The organism is Halosolutus halophilus (assembly GCF_022869805.1).
In the GTDB taxonomy this organism is placed as follows: domain Archaea; phylum Halobacteriota; class Halobacteria; order Halobacteriales; family Natrialbaceae; genus Halosolutus; species Halosolutus halophilus.
Genome location: NZ_CP094974.1, coordinates 2,080,606 through 2,101,450, shown reverse-complemented (window position 1 = coordinate 2,101,450; position 20,845 = coordinate 2,080,606). Strand labels below are relative to the sequence as shown.

General features: G+C 54.9%; 14 protein-coding genes. 3 read left to right on the top strand and 11 right to left on the bottom strand.

Annotated elements, in window-relative coordinates; all coding sequences use genetic code 11:
- Window positions 1–303: 303 nt before the first annotated feature.
- Window positions 304–1,269 carry a DNA-processing protein DprA gene (locus MUG98_RS10310; RefSeq protein ID WP_265112036.1) on the bottom strand — a complete coding sequence of 322 codons (966 nt, stop codon included), beginning with the start codon at window positions 1,267–1,269 and terminating at the stop codon, window positions 304–306.
- Complete coding sequence (locus MUG98_RS10305; RefSeq protein ID WP_265112035.1) at window positions 1,269–4,898, bottom strand: helix-hairpin-helix domain-containing protein; 3,630 nt, start codon at window positions 4,896–4,898, stop codon at window positions 1,269–1,271. The genes MUG98_RS10310 and MUG98_RS10305 overlap by 1 nt, the downstream gene beginning before the upstream one ends.
- A 763-nt stretch (window positions 4,899–5,661) precedes the next feature.
- On the opposite strand from MUG98_RS10305, the gene MUG98_RS10300 reads away from it, so the two are divergent.
- Window positions 5,662–8,850, top strand: a complete 3,189-nt coding sequence (locus MUG98_RS10300) for a DUF5797 family protein (RefSeq protein WP_265112034.1) — start codon at window positions 5,662–5,664, stop codon at window positions 8,848–8,850.
- Window positions 8,851–8,953: 103 nt separating this feature from the next.
- On the opposite strand, the gene MUG98_RS10295 is transcribed toward MUG98_RS10300, so the two are convergent.
- On the bottom strand, window positions 8,954–9,943 hold the full coding sequence (locus tag MUG98_RS10295) for an HNH endonuclease (RefSeq protein ID WP_265112033.1): 990 nt from the start codon (window positions 9,941–9,943) through the stop codon (window positions 8,954–8,956).
- A gap of 540 nt (window positions 9,944–10,483) precedes the next feature.
- On the opposite strand from MUG98_RS10295, the gene MUG98_RS10290 reads away from it, so the two are divergent.
- Entirely contained in the window at window positions 10,484–10,873 is a 390-nt protein-coding gene (locus MUG98_RS10290; protein WP_265112032.1) for a DUF7344 domain-containing protein, read from the top strand.
- Window positions 10,874–11,033: 160 nt separating this feature from the next.
- Here MUG98_RS10290 and MUG98_RS10285 read toward each other — a convergent pair whose 3' ends face one another.
- Window positions 11,034–11,861: an endonuclease NucS domain-containing protein gene (locus tag MUG98_RS10285; protein WP_265112031.1), complete on the bottom strand. Its 828-nt coding sequence runs from the start codon at window positions 11,859–11,861 to the stop codon at window positions 11,034–11,036.
- A gap of 250 nt (window positions 11,862–12,111) precedes the next feature.
- Between MUG98_RS10285 and MUG98_RS10280 the strand changes: the two genes are divergently transcribed.
- Window positions 12,112–12,771: a queuosine precursor transporter gene (locus MUG98_RS10280; RefSeq protein ID WP_265112030.1), complete on the top strand. Its 660-nt coding sequence runs from the start codon at window positions 12,112–12,114 to the stop codon at window positions 12,769–12,771.
- Window positions 12,772–12,852: 81 nt separating this feature from the next.
- On the opposite strand, the gene MUG98_RS10275 is transcribed toward MUG98_RS10280, so the two are convergent.
- From MUG98_RS10275 to csa3, 7 genes are all read right to left on the bottom strand, one after another.
- Complete coding sequence (locus MUG98_RS10275; RefSeq protein WP_265112029.1) at window positions 12,853–13,323, bottom strand: hypothetical protein; 471 nt, start codon at window positions 13,321–13,323, stop codon at window positions 12,853–12,855.
- A 99-nt stretch (window positions 13,324–13,422) separates the two neighbouring features.
- A complete protein-coding gene (locus MUG98_RS10270) occupies window positions 13,423–14,574 on the bottom strand; it encodes a BREX system ATP-binding domain-containing protein (RefSeq protein ID WP_265112028.1) in 1,152 nt (383 codons plus the stop codon).
- On the bottom strand, window positions 14,571–15,473 hold the full coding sequence (locus MUG98_RS10265) for a hypothetical protein (protein ID WP_265112027.1): 903 nt from the start codon (window positions 15,471–15,473) through the stop codon (window positions 14,571–14,573). The genes MUG98_RS10270 and MUG98_RS10265 overlap by 4 nt, the downstream gene beginning before the upstream one ends.
- Window positions 15,470–16,504: a tRNA-guanine transglycosylase gene (locus tag MUG98_RS10260; protein ID WP_265112026.1), complete on the bottom strand. Its 1,035-nt coding sequence runs from the start codon at window positions 16,502–16,504 to the stop codon at window positions 15,470–15,472. Before MUG98_RS10260 ends, MUG98_RS10265 begins: the two co-directional genes overlap by 4 nt.
- Before the next feature lie 80 nt (window positions 16,505–16,584).
- Window positions 16,585–17,286 (bottom strand): DUF6884 domain-containing protein, encoded by a 702-nt coding sequence (locus tag MUG98_RS10255; protein ID WP_265112025.1) that lies wholly within the window; start codon window positions 17,284–17,286, stop codon window positions 16,585–16,587.
- Window positions 17,287–17,288: 2 nt separating this feature from the next.
- Window positions 17,289–19,490 (bottom strand): queuine tRNA-ribosyltransferase tRNA-guanine transglycosylase, encoded by a 2,202-nt coding sequence (locus MUG98_RS10250; protein WP_265112024.1) that lies wholly within the window; start codon window positions 19,488–19,490, stop codon window positions 17,289–17,291.
- 453 nt (window positions 19,491–19,943) lie between these two features.
- Window positions 19,944–20,594, bottom strand: a complete 651-nt coding sequence (gene csa3, locus MUG98_RS10245; RefSeq protein ID WP_265112023.1) for a CRISPR-associated CARF protein Csa3 — start codon at window positions 20,592–20,594, stop codon at window positions 19,944–19,946.
- Window positions 20,595–20,845 lie beyond the last annotated feature (251 nt).

Sequence of the window (20,845 nt, the reverse complement as noted above, 5' to 3'; positions counted from 1 at the left end):
CCGGCGCAGTCGAGGATCGTTCACCGCAGAAGATCACTTCCAGTCTCGAACGCTGGATCGATCGTGAATAGCTCTCGATCGAACCTCCCGAACAGTCACTCGAAACTCCGGATCAATGGCTCTCGCTTCAACCGTCGTATCGTAGGTCCTGAAGTCATGGGATCCGCCAAGTCGAAATCCGTCGGGATAGTGTTGATCCCGGTCTTGACGGCATTTCTCTTCGATCAAAAATCAACCTCTCTGTCCGGTATCAGTTAAGTAAAATCATGGGTTGCGGACGGGAAACAGTTCGACCAGAGAGGATCACCCCCAGTCGTCCAGACTCGTTTGGTTTGCCTCTTCCTCGGAACTGTCCGTATCACCGGGTTCCGTCCCGTCACCGGGAGTCGCTTCTACGAGTTCGGCTTCGATCGACGCGGTCGAGGAGACAACCGTTGTTGCCTCGGCAGTTCGCAACTCTCTAAGGCCGTTATCGGGCCGTATGTCGCGGTCCACTTCGGGAACGAATATTCGGCGATTCTGTTCGACAGCGATGTCATACTGGGCCATCGTTCCGCCCGTCCCATCGGTAGCGACGACGATTGTCCCGCGACTCAGCGCAGAAATCGTCGGGTTGCGGTCGAGGAACGAATGACGAGTCGGTCCTGCGTCCGGTGGCCGGTGTGAGAGTAGAAGGCCACCCGCATCGACGATATCGGAAAACAGAGCCTCGTTCTCTTCCGGATACGGGGTATCTACGCCCGTCCCGAGGACGACAATCGTTTCGCCAGTCGCATCGAGGGCACCTTCGTGAGCCGCCGTATCCGCGCCTCGAGCACCGCCGCTGACTATTGTGTACCCTTTAGCGGCCAGCTCGCGCGCGATCCCACGGATCCATTGTTGCCCGGCTTCGTTGGTCTCGCGCGATCCAGAGACGCTCACTGCTGGTCCATCCAACAGATCGACATCTCCCCTCGCATAGAGGATGAACGGTGCATGATTACGGCGTAATACCGCCGGATACCGGTTGTCGTCGATGCCGATGATCTCGGTTCCATCGTTCCTGTAGCGATCGAACCGCTCGCAGTAGTCGTCGATGGTCTCCGGCAAACTCCGTAGCTGCGCGTGGGTTTCTTCATCCACGTAGTGAAAGTCGTCGAATGCGGCTAACGGGCTCGACCAGAGTTCCTCCAACGTCTCGACCGCTCGATACAATTCGAGGGCGCGCTTATCACCGATCCCGTCGATATCCGTCAACCCGACCAGAGCGGCGACCTCGTCTATTTCCATCATTCTAACCCCGCGATGATATCCGACGCGTAGGCATCGGGCTTCTTGATTTCTTTCGTCTGCATCTCGTCCTCGCCGGGTGTAAACCCGAGGGTCAGACCGACCACGCGATCGGCCCCGGCTTCACGCAGCAGGTACGCTCCCGCCAGTAGCGAGTTCCCGGAAGTGCAGATATCGTCGAATAGAATCACGGTTTCTCCATCGAGTGAGGCGCGGGCTCGCAATGTTGCCTCCGGATTTCGTGCGACCTCCTTGCGTCCCTCGCGCGATTTCTCGCGCTGCCGTTCCGTCGTTTCCGTTCGTTCCAGCAGCGGTGAGTAGAGGGTCGATGTTTCGAGGACGGAGTCCTGGGCCAGTTCGACGAGTTGCGGGCTCAAACTCCCGGCCTCGTGGCTCGGGACGACCGTGATGTAATCGTACTCCCAGCGATCGCGCAGGAATCGACGATGCACCATATCTCGAAGCCGTGGCCGGAAGATCGAAACCGGGTCGTCCTTACCGTGCTTCGCGAGGTCTTGCAGGGCGTCGAATGATCCGGATGCCGAACGGTACCAGTCGAGGCCGAAGACGGGCAGCAGACGTCGAACAGGCGACTGAGTCGGGGGTTCGACCTGTTTATACAGGTGCGTGAGTTTGCCGTAATCGAGCAGTACTGACTCGGCGTCTGCCTTTGATGTCGGCGTCGCGTCAGCCACCGGTCCCGTGATCGGTTCAGGACTTGCCGAACCTAGGTCGGAAAGCGTCTCAACGTCGATCAACTGCGCACCATCCACTTGGCCGAACAATGATGTATAGAGGGTTTCGACCGGTATTGTACGGTCGGAGGCTCCGTTCTCCGTCGGCAGGGGAGGATAGGCGGGGAACTCGCTTAATACCTCAAGCGCGTAGCGGAGGTCGTCAACTGAGCCGACGCTCTCCGGGAGCGGCTGCTCGATCCCCGGCGGGATCGGCCGAACGAATCGCTGTGTGTCCTCGAGATACGTCTTTTCCTCGAGCCAGTCTTGCGTCTCTTCCCGATACGGTGCCACATCGATGGTGTGATACTCGGTCACCCAGTCGCCATCGCCGAACGCATGGCGATAGTCATCGGTTCTGAACGAGAGTCGATCCCGATGCTGCTGACCGTATCCTGACAGCTCAAGCTCCGAATGGCCACTGATGCACGCCTCGAGGAGCACGTAGTACTGAACGCAGGAATCAGTCAAATCGTCGGGGTCGATAGCGGTTCCCGGGAGCTGCATGACTGTCGAAAGGACCTTCCGGACGCTGCGGATCGCTTCGTAACATTCGGACAATTGATTTGCCGAGATCTCTTGACCGTCGTGGGTGACGACCGGCAGATCGTCCGTCGCACGTGACCGGGATGTATCAGCAGAACGGGTCCGTGACTCGCGCACTTTCTGGGTCTCGCTACCGGTCTCCTTGGAAGCGGCGGTGACGTCCGATTCAGACGCGGCGTCGGCTGTGGCAGCCGATGAACCGTCGTTCGCTCCCGTGGCTGCCGGTGTCAGCTCCCCGCTTCGGGCGTTTTCCAGGATTCTTTGCGCGTGGTCCTCGAGCAGTCCGTCGATCGCCTTCACCTCCTCGAGCGAGGTTGACGCCAGTTCCTCAGGGGTCGTGATTCCGGCCTGGGCAAGTGTGTAGCCGGCGACCGGACCCAGCCCATTAATTGCGTAGAGCCCGTCGCCGCGTTCCATGTCGAAGGCATATTGTCGAACGTACTGCAGCGCCTCATCACGCGACGCGCCTCGCTCGGCGAGATTATCAAGGGATCTTTCAATATCATCAGAATCGAGTATCGACGAGTGTGCTTCGATCGATTCGACCGTCGCTTCCACATTGACGTCGACATCGGTTGCGGTCGGTTGTGGGATTGACCTGCCCTCCGCATCGCGGGTCGAGTCCTCGTGAACCCCGAGGTCTTCCCGAAACGATTCCATGTTCGGGATATGGTCGGGACTGTCCACTCCGGCGAGTTTGTAGTACAGCGGCAGCACTTCCAGGATTGCCTGTCCCGCGAGTTCAACCAGGTCGTCGCATGCGTAGAGGTCTTCCAGCGAAAGAGCGAGGGTGAGAGCGAATCCCTGGGCAAGGTGATCGGCTCGTCTCGTGACGATATCGGGGGTAAGTGTCTGCCACGTTTTGTCTCCAGTGATGAGGACGTAGTCCGACTGGGTGGTCAAAAAAGAGGCGACATTGGCGTGATGTGCCCAGAGACGATCGGCGACGTCCCCAGCGACCGAATCCTTCACCCAGGGTCCGAGATACAGGCCACAGATTACGCTGCGGCCGAAGAACCCGCGACTGGAATCCGTATCGATCCCGAACTCGAACTGAAGCGCACTGGACTGCGTGCCGAGTGAGCGGTACGAGTCGTGATACAGACCCAACCAGAGATACTCCGATTCGTCAGAGTCGGGAGGTTCGACGTACGGCGAGCCCGGGTCGCCGGACCAATCGAACGACTCGAACCACGGGGCATTCCGGAAGAGGGTCTCGATCTGCGCCTGCAACCGCCTGAATTTGACCGCGAGATGTGAGGAGTCGGGAGAGGTCCCGTCAGCGACATCGAGTTTGTCGATATCGTCGCGCGTAATCTCGACGGGATTGATTGTCCTTGTACCGTCGGCAGGAGTGGAATTCGTTCCGCCATCCGCGTCAAGAGGTGCCCCGGTCGTTGCATCGGATCCTCCCGACGTACCATCAGAAGCATCGACATCGTCCCGTCGGTCGTAGACACGAGCAATTTCAGCCCGGGCCGATAGTTCGTCTTGAATCGCATCTCGCGACGGGTTTGCTGGGCCGTTCTCGCCTCTCAGGATCAGCAAGACCGCCTTTTCTTTCAGATCGAACTGATCCAGTCGTCGCTTGACGTCCTGCATGGTCGTTTGTGCATCGACCCGGATTTCGATTCCCTCGTAATCCCGAGCATCGATCACACTGGATTCGACGGAGATCGATTGTTCGGAGATTGTGTAGACGTTGACGCGGCGCGGCTGGCTCCACGCGCTGGTCCCGGCTCCGGTTTCGGTCGTCCACTTTCCTATCACTCGTTCGGGGCTGCCGGGAGAGAGAATTCGGCAGCCGGATTCCATGCGGTTGACCGAGCCTTCTTGATCGCCGAGAAGCAACGCATCGACTTCCGACCCCAGGACCCTGTTGAGGGTGGAAACCGCGACGTCTTCATGCGCACAAGCGATCCGCGGTCGCGGTGGCTTGACCTCTGGGTGACTGGCCGATCTCAGATCGGTCGTCGCGTCGATGCCATAAACCGAGACGTCGCCGATGGTGTGCCACTCTGAGGTCAATCGCCGAAGCAATCCCTCTTCTTGAAACTCATCCAGAAGGCCGGTCGCTAGCTTGTCATCCCGATCCCCGTACACCAGCCAAAACGGAATTCCCGCCTTCGCCAGCCGCCTCAGAGGTTTTTTGCACTCTTCAACGATCTCCTCCGAGGGGGCTCTCGTCCAGAACAGATCGCCCGTGTGGATCACGCCGTCGACGTTTTTCCGAAGTGCGTGTGCGATCGCTTGTTTAAATGCAGCTAGATAATCTTTCAGACGGGATTTCCGACCCATATTTTTGCGGTCTAAGAAAGTATCTGTCGTGTGTAAGAGACGCGTTGTCATTAAGTTTTCATCACCCCGACTCGCTCAGCGTGAAAGTTTAATCGTGAATTTGTAGATTCATTATTTGATGAGTCATCATCCGATGATACTGATGCCATGAAGATGTCCTTCAAGCGGAATTGGACCGACCCCGCTATTTCACTCACTTGATTACTAGCTCATGAAATTATTGGCCGACGTTTATCGACACGTTATCCTGCCATAGTCCGTGACGACGTTTTCATCAAGTAACGTAAGTCGCTCTCCAGCCTGATCGAGGATCGTCTGCTGCAGCAGATCACTCTCCGTTTCGAAATCCGGATTCACCTGGAATCGATACTCTTGATCGATGGCTCGTGCGTCGACCGTCGTCTCATATGTTCCTGCGGTCATCGGATCCACTATACCAGACACAGCCGATGCAGCAGAATCTGCCCCGTACTCAACAGCGCCGTCGGTGAACCTCGTCAGTGACCCGATACTGGTCGCCGTCCTTCTGAACGAACCTGAGGCTTCGCAGCCAGTTCACGCGCTGGAGTGCCATGTCAGGGTTCTTTGGGTTCTAACCGAGTTCGGGATGTGTATCGAGTTGTTGGCAGCCGATTTCGTCGCTCGTCATCGAACTATCAAGACCGTATAGAGCAGATCTCGCAGACAGCAGTTCGTTGACATATAATCTCAAATAACCTCTTGAGGTTGACAACCAAATCAGAATAATTGATCTATATAAGTAGTTCCGCGAAACGCAGTGAGTTGTTTGCGCGATAGCCTAACCCACACATATATGAGAAAATTAATATATCGGCATGATTCATTACGATTCTATCGAATGACTGAATGGTATGTCCATGCACACTGTGGCCGTGAGTTGGGACTGGATCCGGCCACAGTCCGATTGGTCGATCTGTTGATCGATGCTCCATATGTCGTATCCCGTGCAGCACCGCAGTTGGAATTTGAGTTCCCTGCGTCTGCCCGACGAACTCAGGATTGGATCACTGACTGTCCACGGGCTGGTGTCACTGCGTTTGCTGAACAGTTTGGATCCGACGCCGCTGTCGCGGCAATCGTTCACTATACCTTAGCTGGTGCACAACGAAAATTTGAGTCCGGCAGTCGATTCCTTGGGAAGGAGATTACAGATCAGATTAGTGAACGGCTCGATATGCTTTCCAGTGTATCTGAGATTGAGGAGCCAGTAGCGACTGCAACCAAGTTTCTGGAAAATAACGATGCAGTGATTCGAGATGCTTTAGAGAGCGCTGTCTCCAATAAGAACGAGGATAATCTCTATTGTGATCAGTGCGGAAATTCGTTCGAGTCTGCACCGCTGCTGTACTGTTCTAACTGCGGGACACTCCTTGGTGGGTGGCCGCAGATCGTTCACGACGAGGCGAAACGAGAACGACAAGATCGCTACAACCAGCGTCTCTCTGGTGAGATTACTGAACACAATCCTAGTTCGAAGTTCGTTATTGTTGGAACGGCACATCGCCCTCCAGACTGGATCGAAGATGGAAGTCAGGTCGGCTATACGACAAATGATCAGCGGCTCCTGCTAGGAAGAGTCATCAACACCACTGAGAGCGAAGTACACGTCGACTACGGAGAGATGGGATCACTCCCGCTCGCAGAGGGAATGTCGGTTGAGTTGTGGAGTGCAGAATCACATATCACTACGGTCCTGCAACAATCGTGGCTGCTTGAGGCGCAACGTGATTTTGAAGGTCTTGCTACATCTTCTCCGGATCACGAACGCCTCGTACAGAACTCGAAACGCTTACTCAAGACACTGAATCGTGACTCACTACCGCAAATAACCCCTGAGCAGAACACGCAGTTGGAGAGTGTTGGCGCCGACAGTTTCCCGCTTAATGACTCACAGCGCGAAGTTGTCAATCACGTTCTCGGTATGAGTCCGGGGGACCTGTATACCGTCGTTGGCCCACCTGGAACTGGCAAAACCGAAGTAATTGCGAAAGCAGCAGATGAACTTGCGAATCGGGGAGAACGCGTACTAGTAACATCTCACACGAATATTGCTGTCGACAACGTCATTGAGAACCTAGCTGGTGATAACCCACATAGGGTCGTTCGGGTTGGGCGGCCTGAAAAGGTCTCAACAGAAGCGAAGGAATTGATGTTGGAAAAAGTGGTTGATAGCGAGACGTCATCGGTGAGCGGGTTGCTCGACCGAGTTGATGAGCTCAAATCGGCAATCAGTGATCAACAAGAGCGAATTGGCGCCCTCGAAGAACACAAGGGATACCTGAACCGCGAAGTCGATCATCGGCTTCGTGACTCCAATAGAGAAGCCGAGATAGACGCGGAGATTGCGGCAGAGCGGGAAGAGCTAACCACGCTGCAGCGAGAATTGCGAGAGTTGTGGGATGAAGCGGAGGCCACATCAGTCAGACAGGCCGATATTACTGGGGCGACCTTAGTCCGTTCTCAGCTCGGCGGCCTCGCACAGGTCGAGTTTGATACCGTCATCATCGATGAAGCGAGCCAGATCAGTACCCCGATGGGCTTGCTGGCGATGGTAACTGCAAAGAAGTGGATTGTCGTCGGTGATCACAAGCAACTTCTCCCAGTCCTGAAGAGCGTCAATACCGACTCCGGACGTCCGCCGGCGGGGTCGAGTATCTTTAATCTCCTCCGCGACCGCTTCGGTGAAGATGCTTGGCTCCGAACACACTATCGGTCCGTCGCTCCGATCATCGGGTTTGCGCGTGACCGAGTCTACGACTCGAATATCGAGCTGGCGCATACCGGTGATGGAACGATCGAAACACCATCTCATCTGCGCTCGGACGAGATGTTCGTAGATGAGGTCCTGGACGAGCCACTAGCGATGGTTGCTACCAGCGAGGAACAGGGCTGGCGCAAACGCTACGGAAGTCCGTTTAACAAACAAGAGGCCGATGTCTGTGTCCGGCTGGTTGCTCGACTCATCCAAGATTATGGTCTCGACACCGACCAGCTCGGTATTATAACACCGTATCGCGGGCAGCGAAACGTAATCCGCGATGCACTCGAAACAGAGTATGCCGTCGATGTCGAGACAGTCGATGGTTTCCAAGGCCGCGAGCGAGATGTTATCATCTACAGTGTCGTCGGCACTGACCCGGGGAGTCTAAAGTTCGCTGGAGACCAGAACCGATTCAACGTCGCGGCAACACGGCCGAAATCGAAACTCGTAGTTGTAGGTAATGTCGACCGCATCGGTGCAAAGACAGAGCCTGATAACATTCTTCGTTCGTTTATTGAATATGCAGATGCCCGTGACGCGTTTTTTGACTGGGAGACGGAATCACGAGTCTCTCCTGACCTCCCTAGTCCTCTTTCTACCGAACCTGATGAGGAGCTGGTGGAGGAGACCGACCACGAGCTTCCCCCACGTGATCTTACCCGGCTCAGCGATATTGTTGCGATGCAACCGACGAGTAACGGTGAACTGGCATCTCGGTGGGATCTCGATTCTGGCAAGGACGTCCACCGCTATCTCTCCTCAACTCTGGATGAGTATGTTTATCGTGACGAAACGGTTCGGATTCGAGCGACTGCAGAAGCCGAGCAACTTGTTGAAGCCTGCCAACAAGCAGCACTCTCCACAGCAAATCTCCAAGAAGAAGAGCAGGAAGGAGCCACACAGACTGACCAGGAAGGGCATGAAGAGGCTTCGAAGAATGACTCTGACCACAATCGGCGGGACGAATTGATTGCTGAATTGAAACGCCTCAGCAAGAACTGGTCCAACGTCAACAGAAGACTGCTTTACTCAGTCGGTGACAACCACCCACAAGTGTATGAGGAGGTTTTCGGAAGCCTCGACGCAGCACTATCTGCCGCTGGTCTCGAGGACACAACTGACGATGATACTGCCACAAAATCATCGAATACTGGCACTACAAATGATAAACTGGAGCAGGCGCTCAGAGAGGTTGGGTTAGCTGACGAACCAGATAGCTAATCTGAGGAATGTTTCACCCAAGATGAAGCAATAGTACTTACTCAGATCTTGTGAAACGGACTGAGACCGATATCTTACTGCCCAAAGACGAATCTATGAACTGTCACACCCACTCGAGTATCTCGTTGTGCTGAGCAACGTACTCAGGATCAACGGCCCCGTCGGGCAGCGGCACTTGCTCGCCAGCACGGTCAAGGATTGTCCGTCGCAGCAATTCGCTTTCTGTCTCGAATGCCGGGTTCACTCGCACTCGGTAGTCCTGATCAATGGTAAATAGCTCCCGATCGAATGCTGCGTGATGGGTCTTGCTGAGTGTCAGTACGTTCGATAAGTCCGCCCGGTACTCCGGATAGTCGCTCCACGGGAGGACGTGCGCGACGTCCAGTAGCCCTGGATGGTCTACCCCTGAGACCGGACAAGTCTGGTCAAACCTCGCCAGTGCGGCCGCTCGGAACTCTGGATCGATTGCTCGTGCGTTGACTGTCGTCTCGTAAGTGCCCGCAGTCATTGGATCAGTCGTATCGGATGCAGTCAATGCAGCGGGCTCTGCCCAGGTCTCGACGGCATTGTCGGTGAACTGTCTCCCCTCGGCAGTGAGCCGATACTGGTCGCCGTCTTGCTGGACGAGCTCAAGGCTTCGCAGCCAGTTTACGCGCTGGAGTGCCATATCCGGGTTCTCAGGGTTCCAGCCGAGTTCGGGGTGTGTTTCGAGTTGTTGGCGGCCGATTTCGTCGATCGTCATTGGACCGACCAAAAGCGCATAGAGCAGGCTTCGAAGGCCGACGTTTCGTCGGCACATGATCTCGAGGAGGGTTTCAGTCGAGCGGTCTGCGACGTATCGCTTGCCTTCGGGACCGAGTGTCCAGACGCCATTCTCGGCAGTGAGAAAGCCGACATCCTCGAGATACTCGACACGGCGCATAATCGAGTCTCGACTTGAGACACGGGCGAAACTTCCTCGATGCCAGCCGACGAGTTCGTCCGTCGTGGGGTGTTGTTCGTCGACGTACGCAAGAATGGCATCGAGTGTCTCGATGTAGCTTGTTGCTCCGCCGAACATCGGCACGATTGAGCGGAGCCGTGCTGGGGCCATCGATGGCTCAGAATGTTCATCTACCCATTTCGATCTTTTGGGAAGCTACTGTGTAGAGCAGACGTCGGCTAAACTGATCATTACAATGCGATCGCTCTTTCTAAAGAACCCCGGTAATGTGGTGGATCCGGGTGTTCTCGTGGTTGTGACAGAGAGGTCAACCCTGACTTCTGACTTGCTACCTTTGTGCAGGTAGCACTCGATCCGTTTGATCGCTCAACACATAATATTCGCGGCCATTTGGTTAGCACTTAGAAATACGAGCGCTTTTTATGATTAGTCGCCCATCCCGAGGTAGCGCGGCCGTCCCAAAACGGGCCCGGCGCTGGGACGCCGGAGCGCCGCGCTGCCAACCTATGACAGCAATCGAGTCTACACAAGCCGAGAGTGATAACTCTGTCCGATTGGTGGACAGCGAGCCAGTTCTTGGCTTCGGCGGAACTGTACAGTTGACTCTGAAGAGGATCGCACACCAACATTCCAAGATGGTCTCAGTCAGGTTTTGATCGCTGACGAGTCGTCCATTAGAGGTGACCAGTCATGAATAGCGCGGTGGATGCACTCTTGGACCTCTTCCAATCGGAGCGCCGTCGAATCGTACTCGAGTTGCTCTACGCGCTCCAACTCGAGCAAGACAGCGATGATGTGACCGTTCAGGTCCCGGATATAGTTCGACAGGTCGCAGCGAGAGAAGCAGACGTCGATTCTGCGACCGTCGGTCGGACGGTCCAGCGATCATCGAACGTCAGGCTCCGTCATACTCATCTGCCGATGCTTGATGACTATGGCGTCATTGAGTACGACGCAACTGCGAGCGAAGTGTCGACGACGGACCGGACGCGGCCCGTCGCACAGACAATGCAGAGCATTGTAGCTACTGTTGAGGAGGCTGAGGGAGGACTTGTCCAGTCACCGGATCTGGACAGTTGACTCACTGCATCCAGTAGAACAGTAGTCGGCAACACGATTTCTTCATTCAAATCCGAGTGTGAAAATGAGGTGGCCAGATTCGGTAACTCTGGGTGCATACTGAGTAGACGGCTTCCCGAAAGGACCTGTGGCACGTATTAGACTTAGTACCTAATTGGTTTTAGCACCAGTCATCGAACGAAGTTTGTCCTGGTGAGGTCTCATTGACTTGGTATTGCTTGAGCTGTACCCATTCCAGATTTTGTCGTCGTAACAATCGTTTCACGCCACTTCCGATCGACGGAGCGACTAGAATCCCACGCACCGTCGCATCGTCTGACGTGCGAAAATAGGAGACATACCGTTGGAGTTGATCGACGTGAGAATACTCGGCTTCCGGCTGCTTGATCTCGAGAATCACGCTGTTACCGTCTGCGTCTGCTGCGAAGAAGTCAACCCGACCATAGGGAGTCTGCCGCTCGTGTTCGAGGATCCGAAGATTAGCCTCAATCTCCTCGGGATTCGACAGAATGTACTCGTGCATTTGCGCTTCAGTTTGATTCTCCTGCAGGGTCGCATCGTCGACGGCACTATCCCGTACTGCGAGCGAGGCATCAGTGATGTCCACTCGAATCCGCTCACTCTGACCTTTCGCGGCATAGATGCGGACACAGTCGTCAAGTAATACTGTCTCAAGCGAACTTCCAATACCCTGCCGAGCTACTGCACGTGCTCCAGTCGGTCGGTGCACTGCCACGGCACCATCTCCTTTACAGATAACAACTCGGTCACCCGAGCCGAGCTCTCCTTCCCTATTGCCGGTATATTCGACACTACACGTTGCATGGATCGTCACCAGTTCGTCTGCAGTATGTGCTCGAGAGATGAAATCGGCAAGCGCTGCATGATCTGGCGAATGGAGTACGTTCAAACCTACAGTTCTGTTGATTAGTTCTCCATAGTAATTTGTTTGGTTTGAACGGTCGAAAGAGATCTGACTCACCTCCATTGAGATAGATTTGGGGCTTTCAGAGGCGCTTCAGGCTGCTGGACTCGCTGATTGACAGAAATATCTAATCGAGAATTCTTGCAAATCGAGACAGATTCCTGATGACCGTCTCTTTAACTGATCAACCAATAAGACTATACCTTCCATCGTTATTCTACTAATATGCTCCAGAGAATATCCGAGGGATCTTCAAATAGCATCCCGCTAATCGAGAGCGAACCGATATCCCAGATTGAGAAGGTGGTTCTACATGCAAACTGAGGACACTCGAGCGATGTTCACCGCTCTTTTCGCGGGGTCTATCGTCCTCGCCAATGTACTGGCGGCGAAATTGACGTGGGTCGAGTTGCCTGTGATCGGTGGCGTTGCCGTCCCAGCAGGGTTCGTTGCGTTCGGTGTCGCGTATCTCGCGTCAGACTTGCTTGTGGAGTACCACGGGCGCGAGTACGCAGCGTCGGTTGTCAACGGGACTGTCGTCACGCTCGTTGTCGCGTACGCGCTGGTTTTCGCGGCGATCTGGATGCCGACAGCACCATTCTACGACGGGCAAGCGGCGTTCGTCTCGACGCTTGGCGACTCGGCGTCGATCATTCTGGCATCTGTTGTGGCATTAGCGATCGCGCAGCACCTGGATGTTCGACTCTTTTCGGATCTCAAGTCACGAACGGATGGTCGACATCGATGGATCCGGAACTGCGGCTCAACGGCAGCCAGCCAGGGTGTCGATACGGTCGTCTTCATCACACTCGGGTTTGCGATCTTCCCAACGCTCGGGCTCGGTGGCGATCCAACGTGGGGCTGGGCGCTGACCTCGATCATCGTCGGCCAGTATCTGGTCAAGTTACTCGTAGCGCTCGTGGATACGGTGCCGTTCTACGCGGTGACAGAGGTTGTAGAGCAGATGGCCTGAAAGTACGACACGAAAGTTTAGAGAAGTCTGCCCGCTCTGTCGAATAGTCACTCCAGAAAAGAACATTGCAAGAGGCCTCAATCAACTTATTCGCTTGAGAGCTAACTTGATCGAGGCTAGCCGTTTGTCCACGTTCCCAGGGCTTACACGCATCAAGCCCTGCGGATAGTAACCCTCTGTGTATCCGAAAATCGTGTTTACCTTCTGTCTTGGTACTGAAATCTCTTCGAAGTCCGTGAGCGTGTAGATCAAGTATGATTCGCCACCACGCCAAAACTTTGTGCTGGCCCACCTCTCTTCGTCTCTAAACTTGGAATCGACCCGTGCTGTACCAACGTAGTCACCCTCTTGGTAGAACAGAACGAGGTCACCGTTCTGCATCTTCTCGAAGTTTCTTTCGTTCCTCTCACCGATTCTGGCTCCCCAGAACCGTACCTCTTGCTCACCGGTCAATGGTTCCGGATAGTCCGACAATTGACTCAGATCGATAGCATTCTTTACGGTGTCATCGAAGTTCGGTGAGTCACACGGAGCTAGGTATACATTTCCCATTGTATCTGACTGTTCTACAAGTCGAAATTTGATAAGAGATTGGGCTATACCATTGTGTAGCCATTCATTTGTGTTTCGAGTCTCTCGAGGTCATATCGGTTAGATCGATTCTTCAATGAACTCAGCAGTTATCTCTGACCGCTGTGCTTGTGCTGCCGCGTCAAGAAGTCGGCTACATACCGAGAGGACCTGGCGGATGTTACCCTGCGAACGCTGCAAGATCATATCTAAACCATCAGCAGTGAACGGATGAATTCCGGATTCTTCGGTAGCACGTTCTCGATTGAGATACTCTTCGACAAGTTCGTATAGATGCTCATTCGTAAGCGGTCGAAGTGCCACTTCCTGACCGATCCGTTCGCTGAACGCGTGGTACTCGCTCATCACGTCCTGCCACACCTCCGGGGCACAGCCGAATAGGAGACAGAGCCCCTCGCTGTTCTGGTCCATCAAGTGACGGATGCTGTTCAATGTCGCCTGCTCGTCTTTCGACGAGAGCCGGGCGATGCTCTCGAATTCGTCGATGAAGACGAACACTGCGGTGTATCCCAACTCGAGAAGCATGTTTTTGAACGCCGTGAACGCTCGCACGCCCATCGTGTCGTCGTCGAGAGCGGTGTGGATCTCCATCTCTTTCCGCTGTTCGTATCGGATCCCTTCAGCCGTAAGCCACTGCCAGGCGTAGAGGTTCGTATCTTCATATACCATGTGGATGATCGCTCTTGCAAAATCGGCGAACCGCGTTATGTCGCTCAAACGCTTGATCGCCTCCGGAACGATCTCCGAGAGGAGCACATCCCCCTCGTCGATCAGCGATCGCATCGCGCTCCCGCTGACAGGGTTCGTTTCCGTGACATCTCGGGCGACCGAGGCGAGGAACTCGTACGCAATATTTTGTACTTCGGCGAATCCGAGATCGTACATGAACTCGTGGTAAATGTCGACGAATCCCTCTCCCGGTTGCGCAACGTAGCCGACAATGATGTCGTCTCGATCGCGGAGGAGCGATCGGGTATATTTGAGCGTGTGTGACTTCCCGTTACCGTATTTCCCGGTGATCACGAGGTGCTTCGACTTTCCCGTCGAGAGCGTCTTCGAGACGGTCGAACTGATCGTCGTCGTCGCGTGTTCCTGACCACAGTAAGTCTCCGGGTTTTCGGCCGGGACTGGGCTGTACGGAAACGGGTTGCCGTCGAGGCCGAACCGATTGTAATCCTGTGCTTGGTCGCTGATGTCGAAGGCTTCGCTCATGGGTCTGGAGTGAACGTGATGTTGCGGTCGTACACCGCGAGGTAGTAGTACTGCTTATCGAACTGTTCGAGACCGGCCATCACCTGCTGTGTTGATTGTGAAGTCGATACGAGCGTGTCACCGTCGGCGAGTTCGATCTCTTTGATTCCCAGCGCCGAATCCTTCGCAGATGTATCTAACGGGGCCCCGGAGAGTTCGAGTTTGCCGACGTTCTGTCTGCACAACGCTGAGAGTGCTTGATCGAACGCGTTTCGTGGACAACCGAGTCGTTCACAGGTCCGTTCGCGCAACCGCGGGATCGAGAGATACCGCTGACGAAGGTTAACGCCGGCCGTCTCCTCGAGTTCGTCGTACGCCTCCAGCAGCACGTACTGGAAGTTCATCGGAACGTCTGCGCGATCGACGACATAATAGTCTCCAGTGAACGCATTCCGCTGAATTCCGCCGAGTCGCTCCGCCCAGTTCCCGACGACCTCGATACCGGTCTGGTTGAACGTGTACGGTGAAAACTCGTGTTCCTCTTCCAGATACTCGAGCAACTCATTGGGATGGACAGGCCCGATCTCTGCGAGTGCCTCGAACATCGCACCGTAGTGCGGGCTTCGAACGGCAAGGATCTCATCAGCCGTCTCCCACTCCTCGTTGCGGATCGCCGTCAGAAATTGCTCACCAACAGGCGTCGTGCGGTAGACTTCCTCGTCGTCATTCTCACTCCTTTCTCGCTCTTCGAGTAACCCGATCCGGGTTGCTTCAAGAATCGCTTCTCGAGCTCGGCGAGTTGTGACACCAAGCTCCTCCTCGACGTCTGATGTCGATTTTGGAGCACTCTCACAGAGGTGAGTGAGTTCCGTAAGGCGCCCTAGAGTAACTGGACGGATCGTTGCTCGCTCTGAGGTCATGTTAACCTCCGGACCTGCTGTTTAGCAATCCGATACGCCCGCTGGGTGACTTCGTTGCCCTGGAACCGTAGGTCGAGGTAGTCCTCGATATCCCTACCGGCGGAAGCGACGTATCGGAACCGGCGCAACTCAGTCGTCAGCGCCCAGAGGTTGTGTACAACCAACGCGTCACGATCCTCTCGGATATCATCAAGCGTCCGTGACCCGCAAACGGGACACGGACATGGGAGGTACTCGAGATCGTCAATATTCCACAACTCTTCGCCGCCGAATCCAGGAAGCAGGTAGTTTCTGTTTCCCGCGCTTCGAATGAACGCTGACGAGTCGAAGCTATCGACGCCGAGATAGAGCAAAAGTGGTTGGTAGACGAGGCCGCCGAGTCCGTAGACGTGGAGGTGTTTGTCCGTCGCCGTTCGCGCTGCCAGTACGAGTTTCGTGACTTTCTCGTAATCTGTACGAACGGGGACGAGGCTTCCGAGGGCGTATCCATCGAACTCTCCACGTCGTTCCAGGTATCGAATCCCGTTCCGGATCGTCTCGGGATCGTACCCGTGGACGCTCGCCAAAAGAAGTTCATCCCCGTCGTGATGCGTACTTGCTTCCAATGCGAGGTCGATACTTCGATCGATCCGACGCTGATTCTCCGCCGATCGATTCTCTCTGGACAACGGAATATCGACGGTACCGAAGATATCCGCCTCGAGCAGGCGTTGAGTTTCTAGCGTTTCTTGGGGTGTCGTGTCGGGATCTTTCTCGCTGAAATCGTACCCACCGCTGTCCGCATAGACGATTGTATCATCCGGCACCTCCATCTCTTCCCGAAGGGACACCCCATTAGTCAAGCGATCCCACATCGGGTCCCGTTCCCTGATCGCCCGGACGTTTATCATCGCTGTGGGTAGATCAGGGATGGAACTGATGTATTCTGGTGTATTGTCACTCGATCGCTTCCCGAGGTTGCGCACGGGGAACAGCACTGGCGTCTGTAATTCCCCGTGAGGAAGATCGAGCAACCGTTGCCGATACAGCATGCGGTCTTAGCTCAGTTTCTTCTATAATGGTAATAGACTGCCTAGCTCGAGAAAACGTATCTTATACCTGGGTGAGACGTCTAAAATTCAGTTAAGTCCTTCTGTGAGGTCGGCTCGTTGAGGCAGGCTGCTCTCACGTCTTCGAGAGACGTCGGCTCACTACCTTGCGCGAGGTTATCAGCGAAGTTCTTCAGATAGATTCCCTTGAGCGCAACGACGATCGTCCCGTATTCTTTCGCTTGGTCAGTCCGAGCCGGGATGGAAATGACGTTGTCGTACTGATCGGTGATTTCTTCTTGATTGAACGTTACACCGATCGTCTCCTCGGGGACTGCAGAGAGAGCGTCTGGCAGAATTAGCGCTCGGTAGTAATCACTCCCGAGCGCGAAAAAGACGATATCGTACGGTTCAGACGAAATCACATTCCGAGTCCGCTCCGTGAGTTCGAGAGTATCGGCTCGAGACTCAATCTCGTCTGCGGTCATATCCGCGAACGTAACGTTGTACGGCGGGAGTTCTTCGCTCTCTGCGACGAGTCCGAACCCCGCGCTGATGAAGTACCGATCTACGTTATGGCCGTTAGCACGGAGCGAATCGACTGCGTCATTGACGTATTGCTGTTGTCGGCCAGCGTAGAGTTTGCGTGCCGGAATGCTCGCTGCCTCTTTTCGGTTTCGGAGCGCGTTGAGGCCGGCGTCATCGATTTCAGATGCATCGAAAGCGACGCTATTCTCTGGATAGGATTTGCTGTTCGAACATTGGTCGATGATGAGTACCCTCATCGTTAGAACTCCATCAGCCCTTTTTGAATCATGAACTCGGGTAGGAACTCGCTCTCATATCCAAGTCGATCAAGAACGGCCGCTCGAAGCTCCGACGAATCTCGATGCGACTCTACGACGCATCCCTTCGCTTCAATCGCTTCGATGACCTCCTGATCAACGATCTCATCTGGATCGTACAGGAACAGATTCTGATACCGCGTACAGAAGTCTCTGATCGATGCCGTCATTTCGGTCGCGTCGAGCGACACCGACGTTGGTGATTCCGACCACCACTCGTGGACCCCATCGGCACTGATGGCACCGATTTCTGCAACAGGAAGATCGTGGACGTCCGACCAGAAGTCCTCACGTTCCGTGAGGAGGTAGCCCTCTACCGTGCTCCACGACGTAAGCGATTCTGAGGCCGGCGTAGTGACGAGTGTCTTCGGAAGCGCCTCTCGGAACTGGTCGTAGAATCGTTTCGTGTTATGGAATCCTCGACGCCGATTCCGGTTGTTCGCACGGAAGATTGCCACTTCGATCCCGTGTTCTTCGCAGATTCGACAGTCGCACTCCCGCCACGGCTCCTCTCGGAGAAGTCGTTTGTACTCGTCAAGCAGTCGTTCATCACCGATCCACGGAGCATAATCTTCCACAAGGAGCCAGATTTGATCGAACGTCGCAACGTTCCCCGAAAACTCCTCGCGCTGTTCGATCGTCTCGGCCATCCTGGGGAATTCCTCGAATTCCTCTCGAACGGTCTCGATCAGTTCCTGATACTCGTCGAAACCGATCGGCGATTCGGGATCGTCATCCCGAAGCAACTTGATAATCCGCTTCCGGAGCGTCCGGCTGAAAGACGCTCGGAGTTCTCGCCCGTGGTCGTAGTGGTCCCTGAAATGCTCCTCAACGTCACGTAGGAGCCGCCGATCGTACTCGTCGTCATGCCTGTGCTCTTTCAGGTAGGGCGCCAATTCGTCGAGTGCCCGCGTCGCGTCGGCGTGCCACTCCCGGATCGCCTCCGAAATCGACGATCCCTCGTCGAACGCACGAAGCGAGTGCAGCAATTCTTGACCCCGCAGAGCGGTCTGTATCTGTTTCTCGAGCGGGTCTCTGTTCGATCCGAATCGGACGCGCAGTGCATCGTAGCGCCGCTCGCTGCCGAGGTGATAGTTGTCGCCGCCTGTCCAGGCCGACCGAAGCATACTCGCACTATCGAAACTCGACATCCCGGTTTTGCCGATCGCATCGAACGCGTCCGTCTTCGCAAACCCGAAGACGTGTGTGTCCACCCTCGTCTTCCGGTTTCGCTCGTGTTCCTTGACTGCGTTTCCGACGCCGGTGACGATATCTCGAATCCGTGCGGCATTGCTCCCCGCGACGCCGCCGATCCCCACGTACTGGTATCCGAGGTCAAGGACCTGCTTAGCCGCACGCGTATAGGACATCGGATCCCACCCCTGAATCGCAACCATCAGCCGGAACGAGTAACCGTTCTCGTCGTACAGTTGCTTCATCTCCTCGGCGTTGTCGAGCGTCAACTCGTACCGGAACTCCATATCGTCCTCGCGGTAGATGGCGCGAGGATCGTCCTGGAACCGCTCGATCACTTTCGTCGGATCACCGTCGAAGTCCTCGGGATCGAACGGTTCGATCGACGACACATCGTAGACCGTTGAATCGTACTCCTTGACGTAAGATGGCCATTCAGCGGGCCACTCGTCCACCATGACGTCGACTTCGTCGGTCAATTCCTCGGGAAGGTCGTTCGGGGTAAGCGATGAGTCAGCGAATGCGCGTTTATCGAGATAGAGCCTGGAATCGTGTCCGGAGCCAAGTACGAGATGGTCGATCGTCACGCCGACCGTGACGTCGAGTTCCTCATAGAACGCCAGCATCTCGTCGTTGTCGTAGGGAGGGAACGGGAGCGATTTGTACCCCCAGGCGCCGCAGTCGCTGATCGTCGGGAGCCAATCGGGGATATCGAGTCCTGACTGTTCGTCGTAGACTCCATAAGACGTGAGTTGATCGAATTTCGTTGCGCTTTCTTCGACCTGCTCGCGCGAAATGAGAACGCCGTCGATTGGGGTCGTCTCGTAGTCGAAGATGTCCCAGATATACTGCAGTTCGCGCTCTTCAGTTCCGAGCTCCGAGTGCTCGTCGTGCTCGAAGTCATAGTGAGCGTCGACGTTGTCATCCCATTCAGGAACGAAGAACCTCACAGATGATATTCACCACGACAAGGTTGCTCGCTCTCGCATATGAATCTCCCCATCCGACCGAGATGCCATACTGCCGATTTGACACGCTATCTACATAACTTTGCGACGTTATTGCGTTCCATGGAACTCCGGGCGTACAGGACAATTTCTTCCGGCAATCGGCTAAGTCATGGTCGGGCGTCCATAGCCCGACACCTGCCGTTGCATCTTCCAAACTCAAGGAAAGCCGTTGAGAGCATGCTCCTTCCAGTCGATTTTCTTCGCGTTTTTCAGGCCCCTTTTTGATCAGTTCTCGTAACTGGCCGGAAACCTCAGCCAAGTCGTCGACCATAGGGATGTTCGTCAGGGCAGCCCTCGGGCCATCGAATAGCCTTGTCCGCGAAACCTATCCGAATAAGCGGAAGCGTTGCAAACGAAAGCAATGACGGAAGCGTCTATCCGGTACTACGAAAATTAGAAGATGTTAATATCGATAGCGAGACGCCCCTCTTCTGTAGGATATACCATCTTAGACTTACCATGTTTTTCTGCATGGACAAATCCGCGTTCTTCGAGCTCGCCAACGTGACGGGCGACAGTACTCTTCGCGACGTCGAGTGTGTTCGAGATGGACGTCAGTGATGTCCCTTCATCAACGTCGACGATCACCTCAAGGGTCTCGACAACAGAGTCACTCAGAGGATCGACGAAGTTGGGGATCTGTATCTCTGAGACGGACCCCGTGATATCACTGAACTGGAGGACTGTGTGGATCTCGTCGCGTGCGAGGAAGGCGGAGAACGCGACAGGGAGGTAGATATCTCGTGCGCCCCCACCGAGAACGATGACGACGTCGTCGCTTTCGGATTCAATACGATCGATGCTACGACGGATGCCCTCGTAGAACTCCTCCGGATCTAGTGCGACCGGATCGACGGTGACGTTCGGTTGCAGTTCAGTAACCATTCGGCGCACGTCCTCGCGTGCCTCGTTCGATCGGTCGTTTTCCCCGTCGTCCATCGGTTGTACCAGAACGATTTCGTCGCCCTCTTCGAGTCCGTAAGTGAGTACCGGTCGTGTGACACGGGTACTGTCGAATCCGATCGTAGCAATGAACGTCGTCATTCGTACCATCGTATTGGACGTCCCAAATAAAACGATGGTGTTGCACGATCGTAGAACGGTCCGGTCTCGTTGTAACCGATTTGCAACGATCAATCGAGGCGTCAGGCCGAACACGACAGGGGGCCACAAAGAATTTAACTATAACTTCTGTTTAGATCCCATAAATCTAAAATTCACTCGATGAATTCTGGCATTCCGAAACACTAATCAGATTAGCGGAAAGTTTAATAGGATTACACACCCCCTCGAAA

What these genes read in the sequence shown, in the direction of transcription:
- MUG98_RS10255 (WP_265112025.1), bottom strand. Translation starts at nt 17,286, where the DNA reads ATGAGGGTACTCATCATCGACCAATGTTCGAACAGCAAATCCTATCCA.
- MUG98_RS10265 (WP_265112027.1), bottom strand. Translation starts at nt 15,473, where the DNA reads ATGACCTCAGAGCGAGCAACGATCCGTCCAGTTACTCTAGGGCGCCTT.
- MUG98_RS10300 (WP_265112034.1), top strand. Translation starts at nt 5,662, where the DNA reads ATGAGAAAATTAATATATCGGCATGATTCATTACGATTCTATCGAATG.
- MUG98_RS10260 (WP_265112026.1), bottom strand. Translation starts at nt 16,504, where the DNA reads ATGCTGTATCGGCAACGGTTGCTCGATCTTCCTCACGGGGAATTACAG.
- MUG98_RS10310 (WP_265112036.1), bottom strand. Translation starts at nt 1,269, where the DNA reads ATGGAAATAGACGAGGTCGCCGCTCTGGTCGGGTTGACGGATATCGAC.
- MUG98_RS10305 (WP_265112035.1), bottom strand. Translation starts at nt 4,898, where the DNA reads ATGACAACGCGTCTCTTACACACGACAGATACTTTCTTAGACCGCAAA.
- MUG98_RS10290 (WP_265112032.1), top strand. Translation starts at nt 10,484, where the DNA reads ATGAATAGCGCGGTGGATGCACTCTTGGACCTCTTCCAATCGGAGCGC.
- MUG98_RS10295 (WP_265112033.1), bottom strand. Translation starts at nt 9,943, where the DNA reads ATGGCCCCAGCACGGCTCCGCTCAATCGTGCCGATGTTCGGCGGAGCA.
- MUG98_RS10280 (WP_265112030.1), top strand. Translation starts at nt 12,112, where the DNA reads ATGCAAACTGAGGACACTCGAGCGATGTTCACCGCTCTTTTCGCGGGG.
- MUG98_RS10275 (WP_265112029.1), bottom strand. Translation starts at nt 13,323, where the DNA reads ATGGGAAATGTATACCTAGCTCCGTGTGACTCACCGAACTTCGATGAC.
- MUG98_RS10285 (WP_265112031.1), bottom strand. Translation starts at nt 11,861, where the DNA reads ATGGAGGTGAGTCAGATCTCTTTCGACCGTTCAAACCAAACAAATTAC.
- csa3 (WP_265112023.1), bottom strand. Translation starts at nt 20,594, where the DNA reads ATGACGACGTTCATTGCTACGATCGGATTCGACAGTACCCGTGTCACA.
- MUG98_RS10270 (WP_265112028.1), bottom strand. Translation starts at nt 14,574, where the DNA reads ATGAGCGAAGCCTTCGACATCAGCGACCAAGCACAGGATTACAATCGG.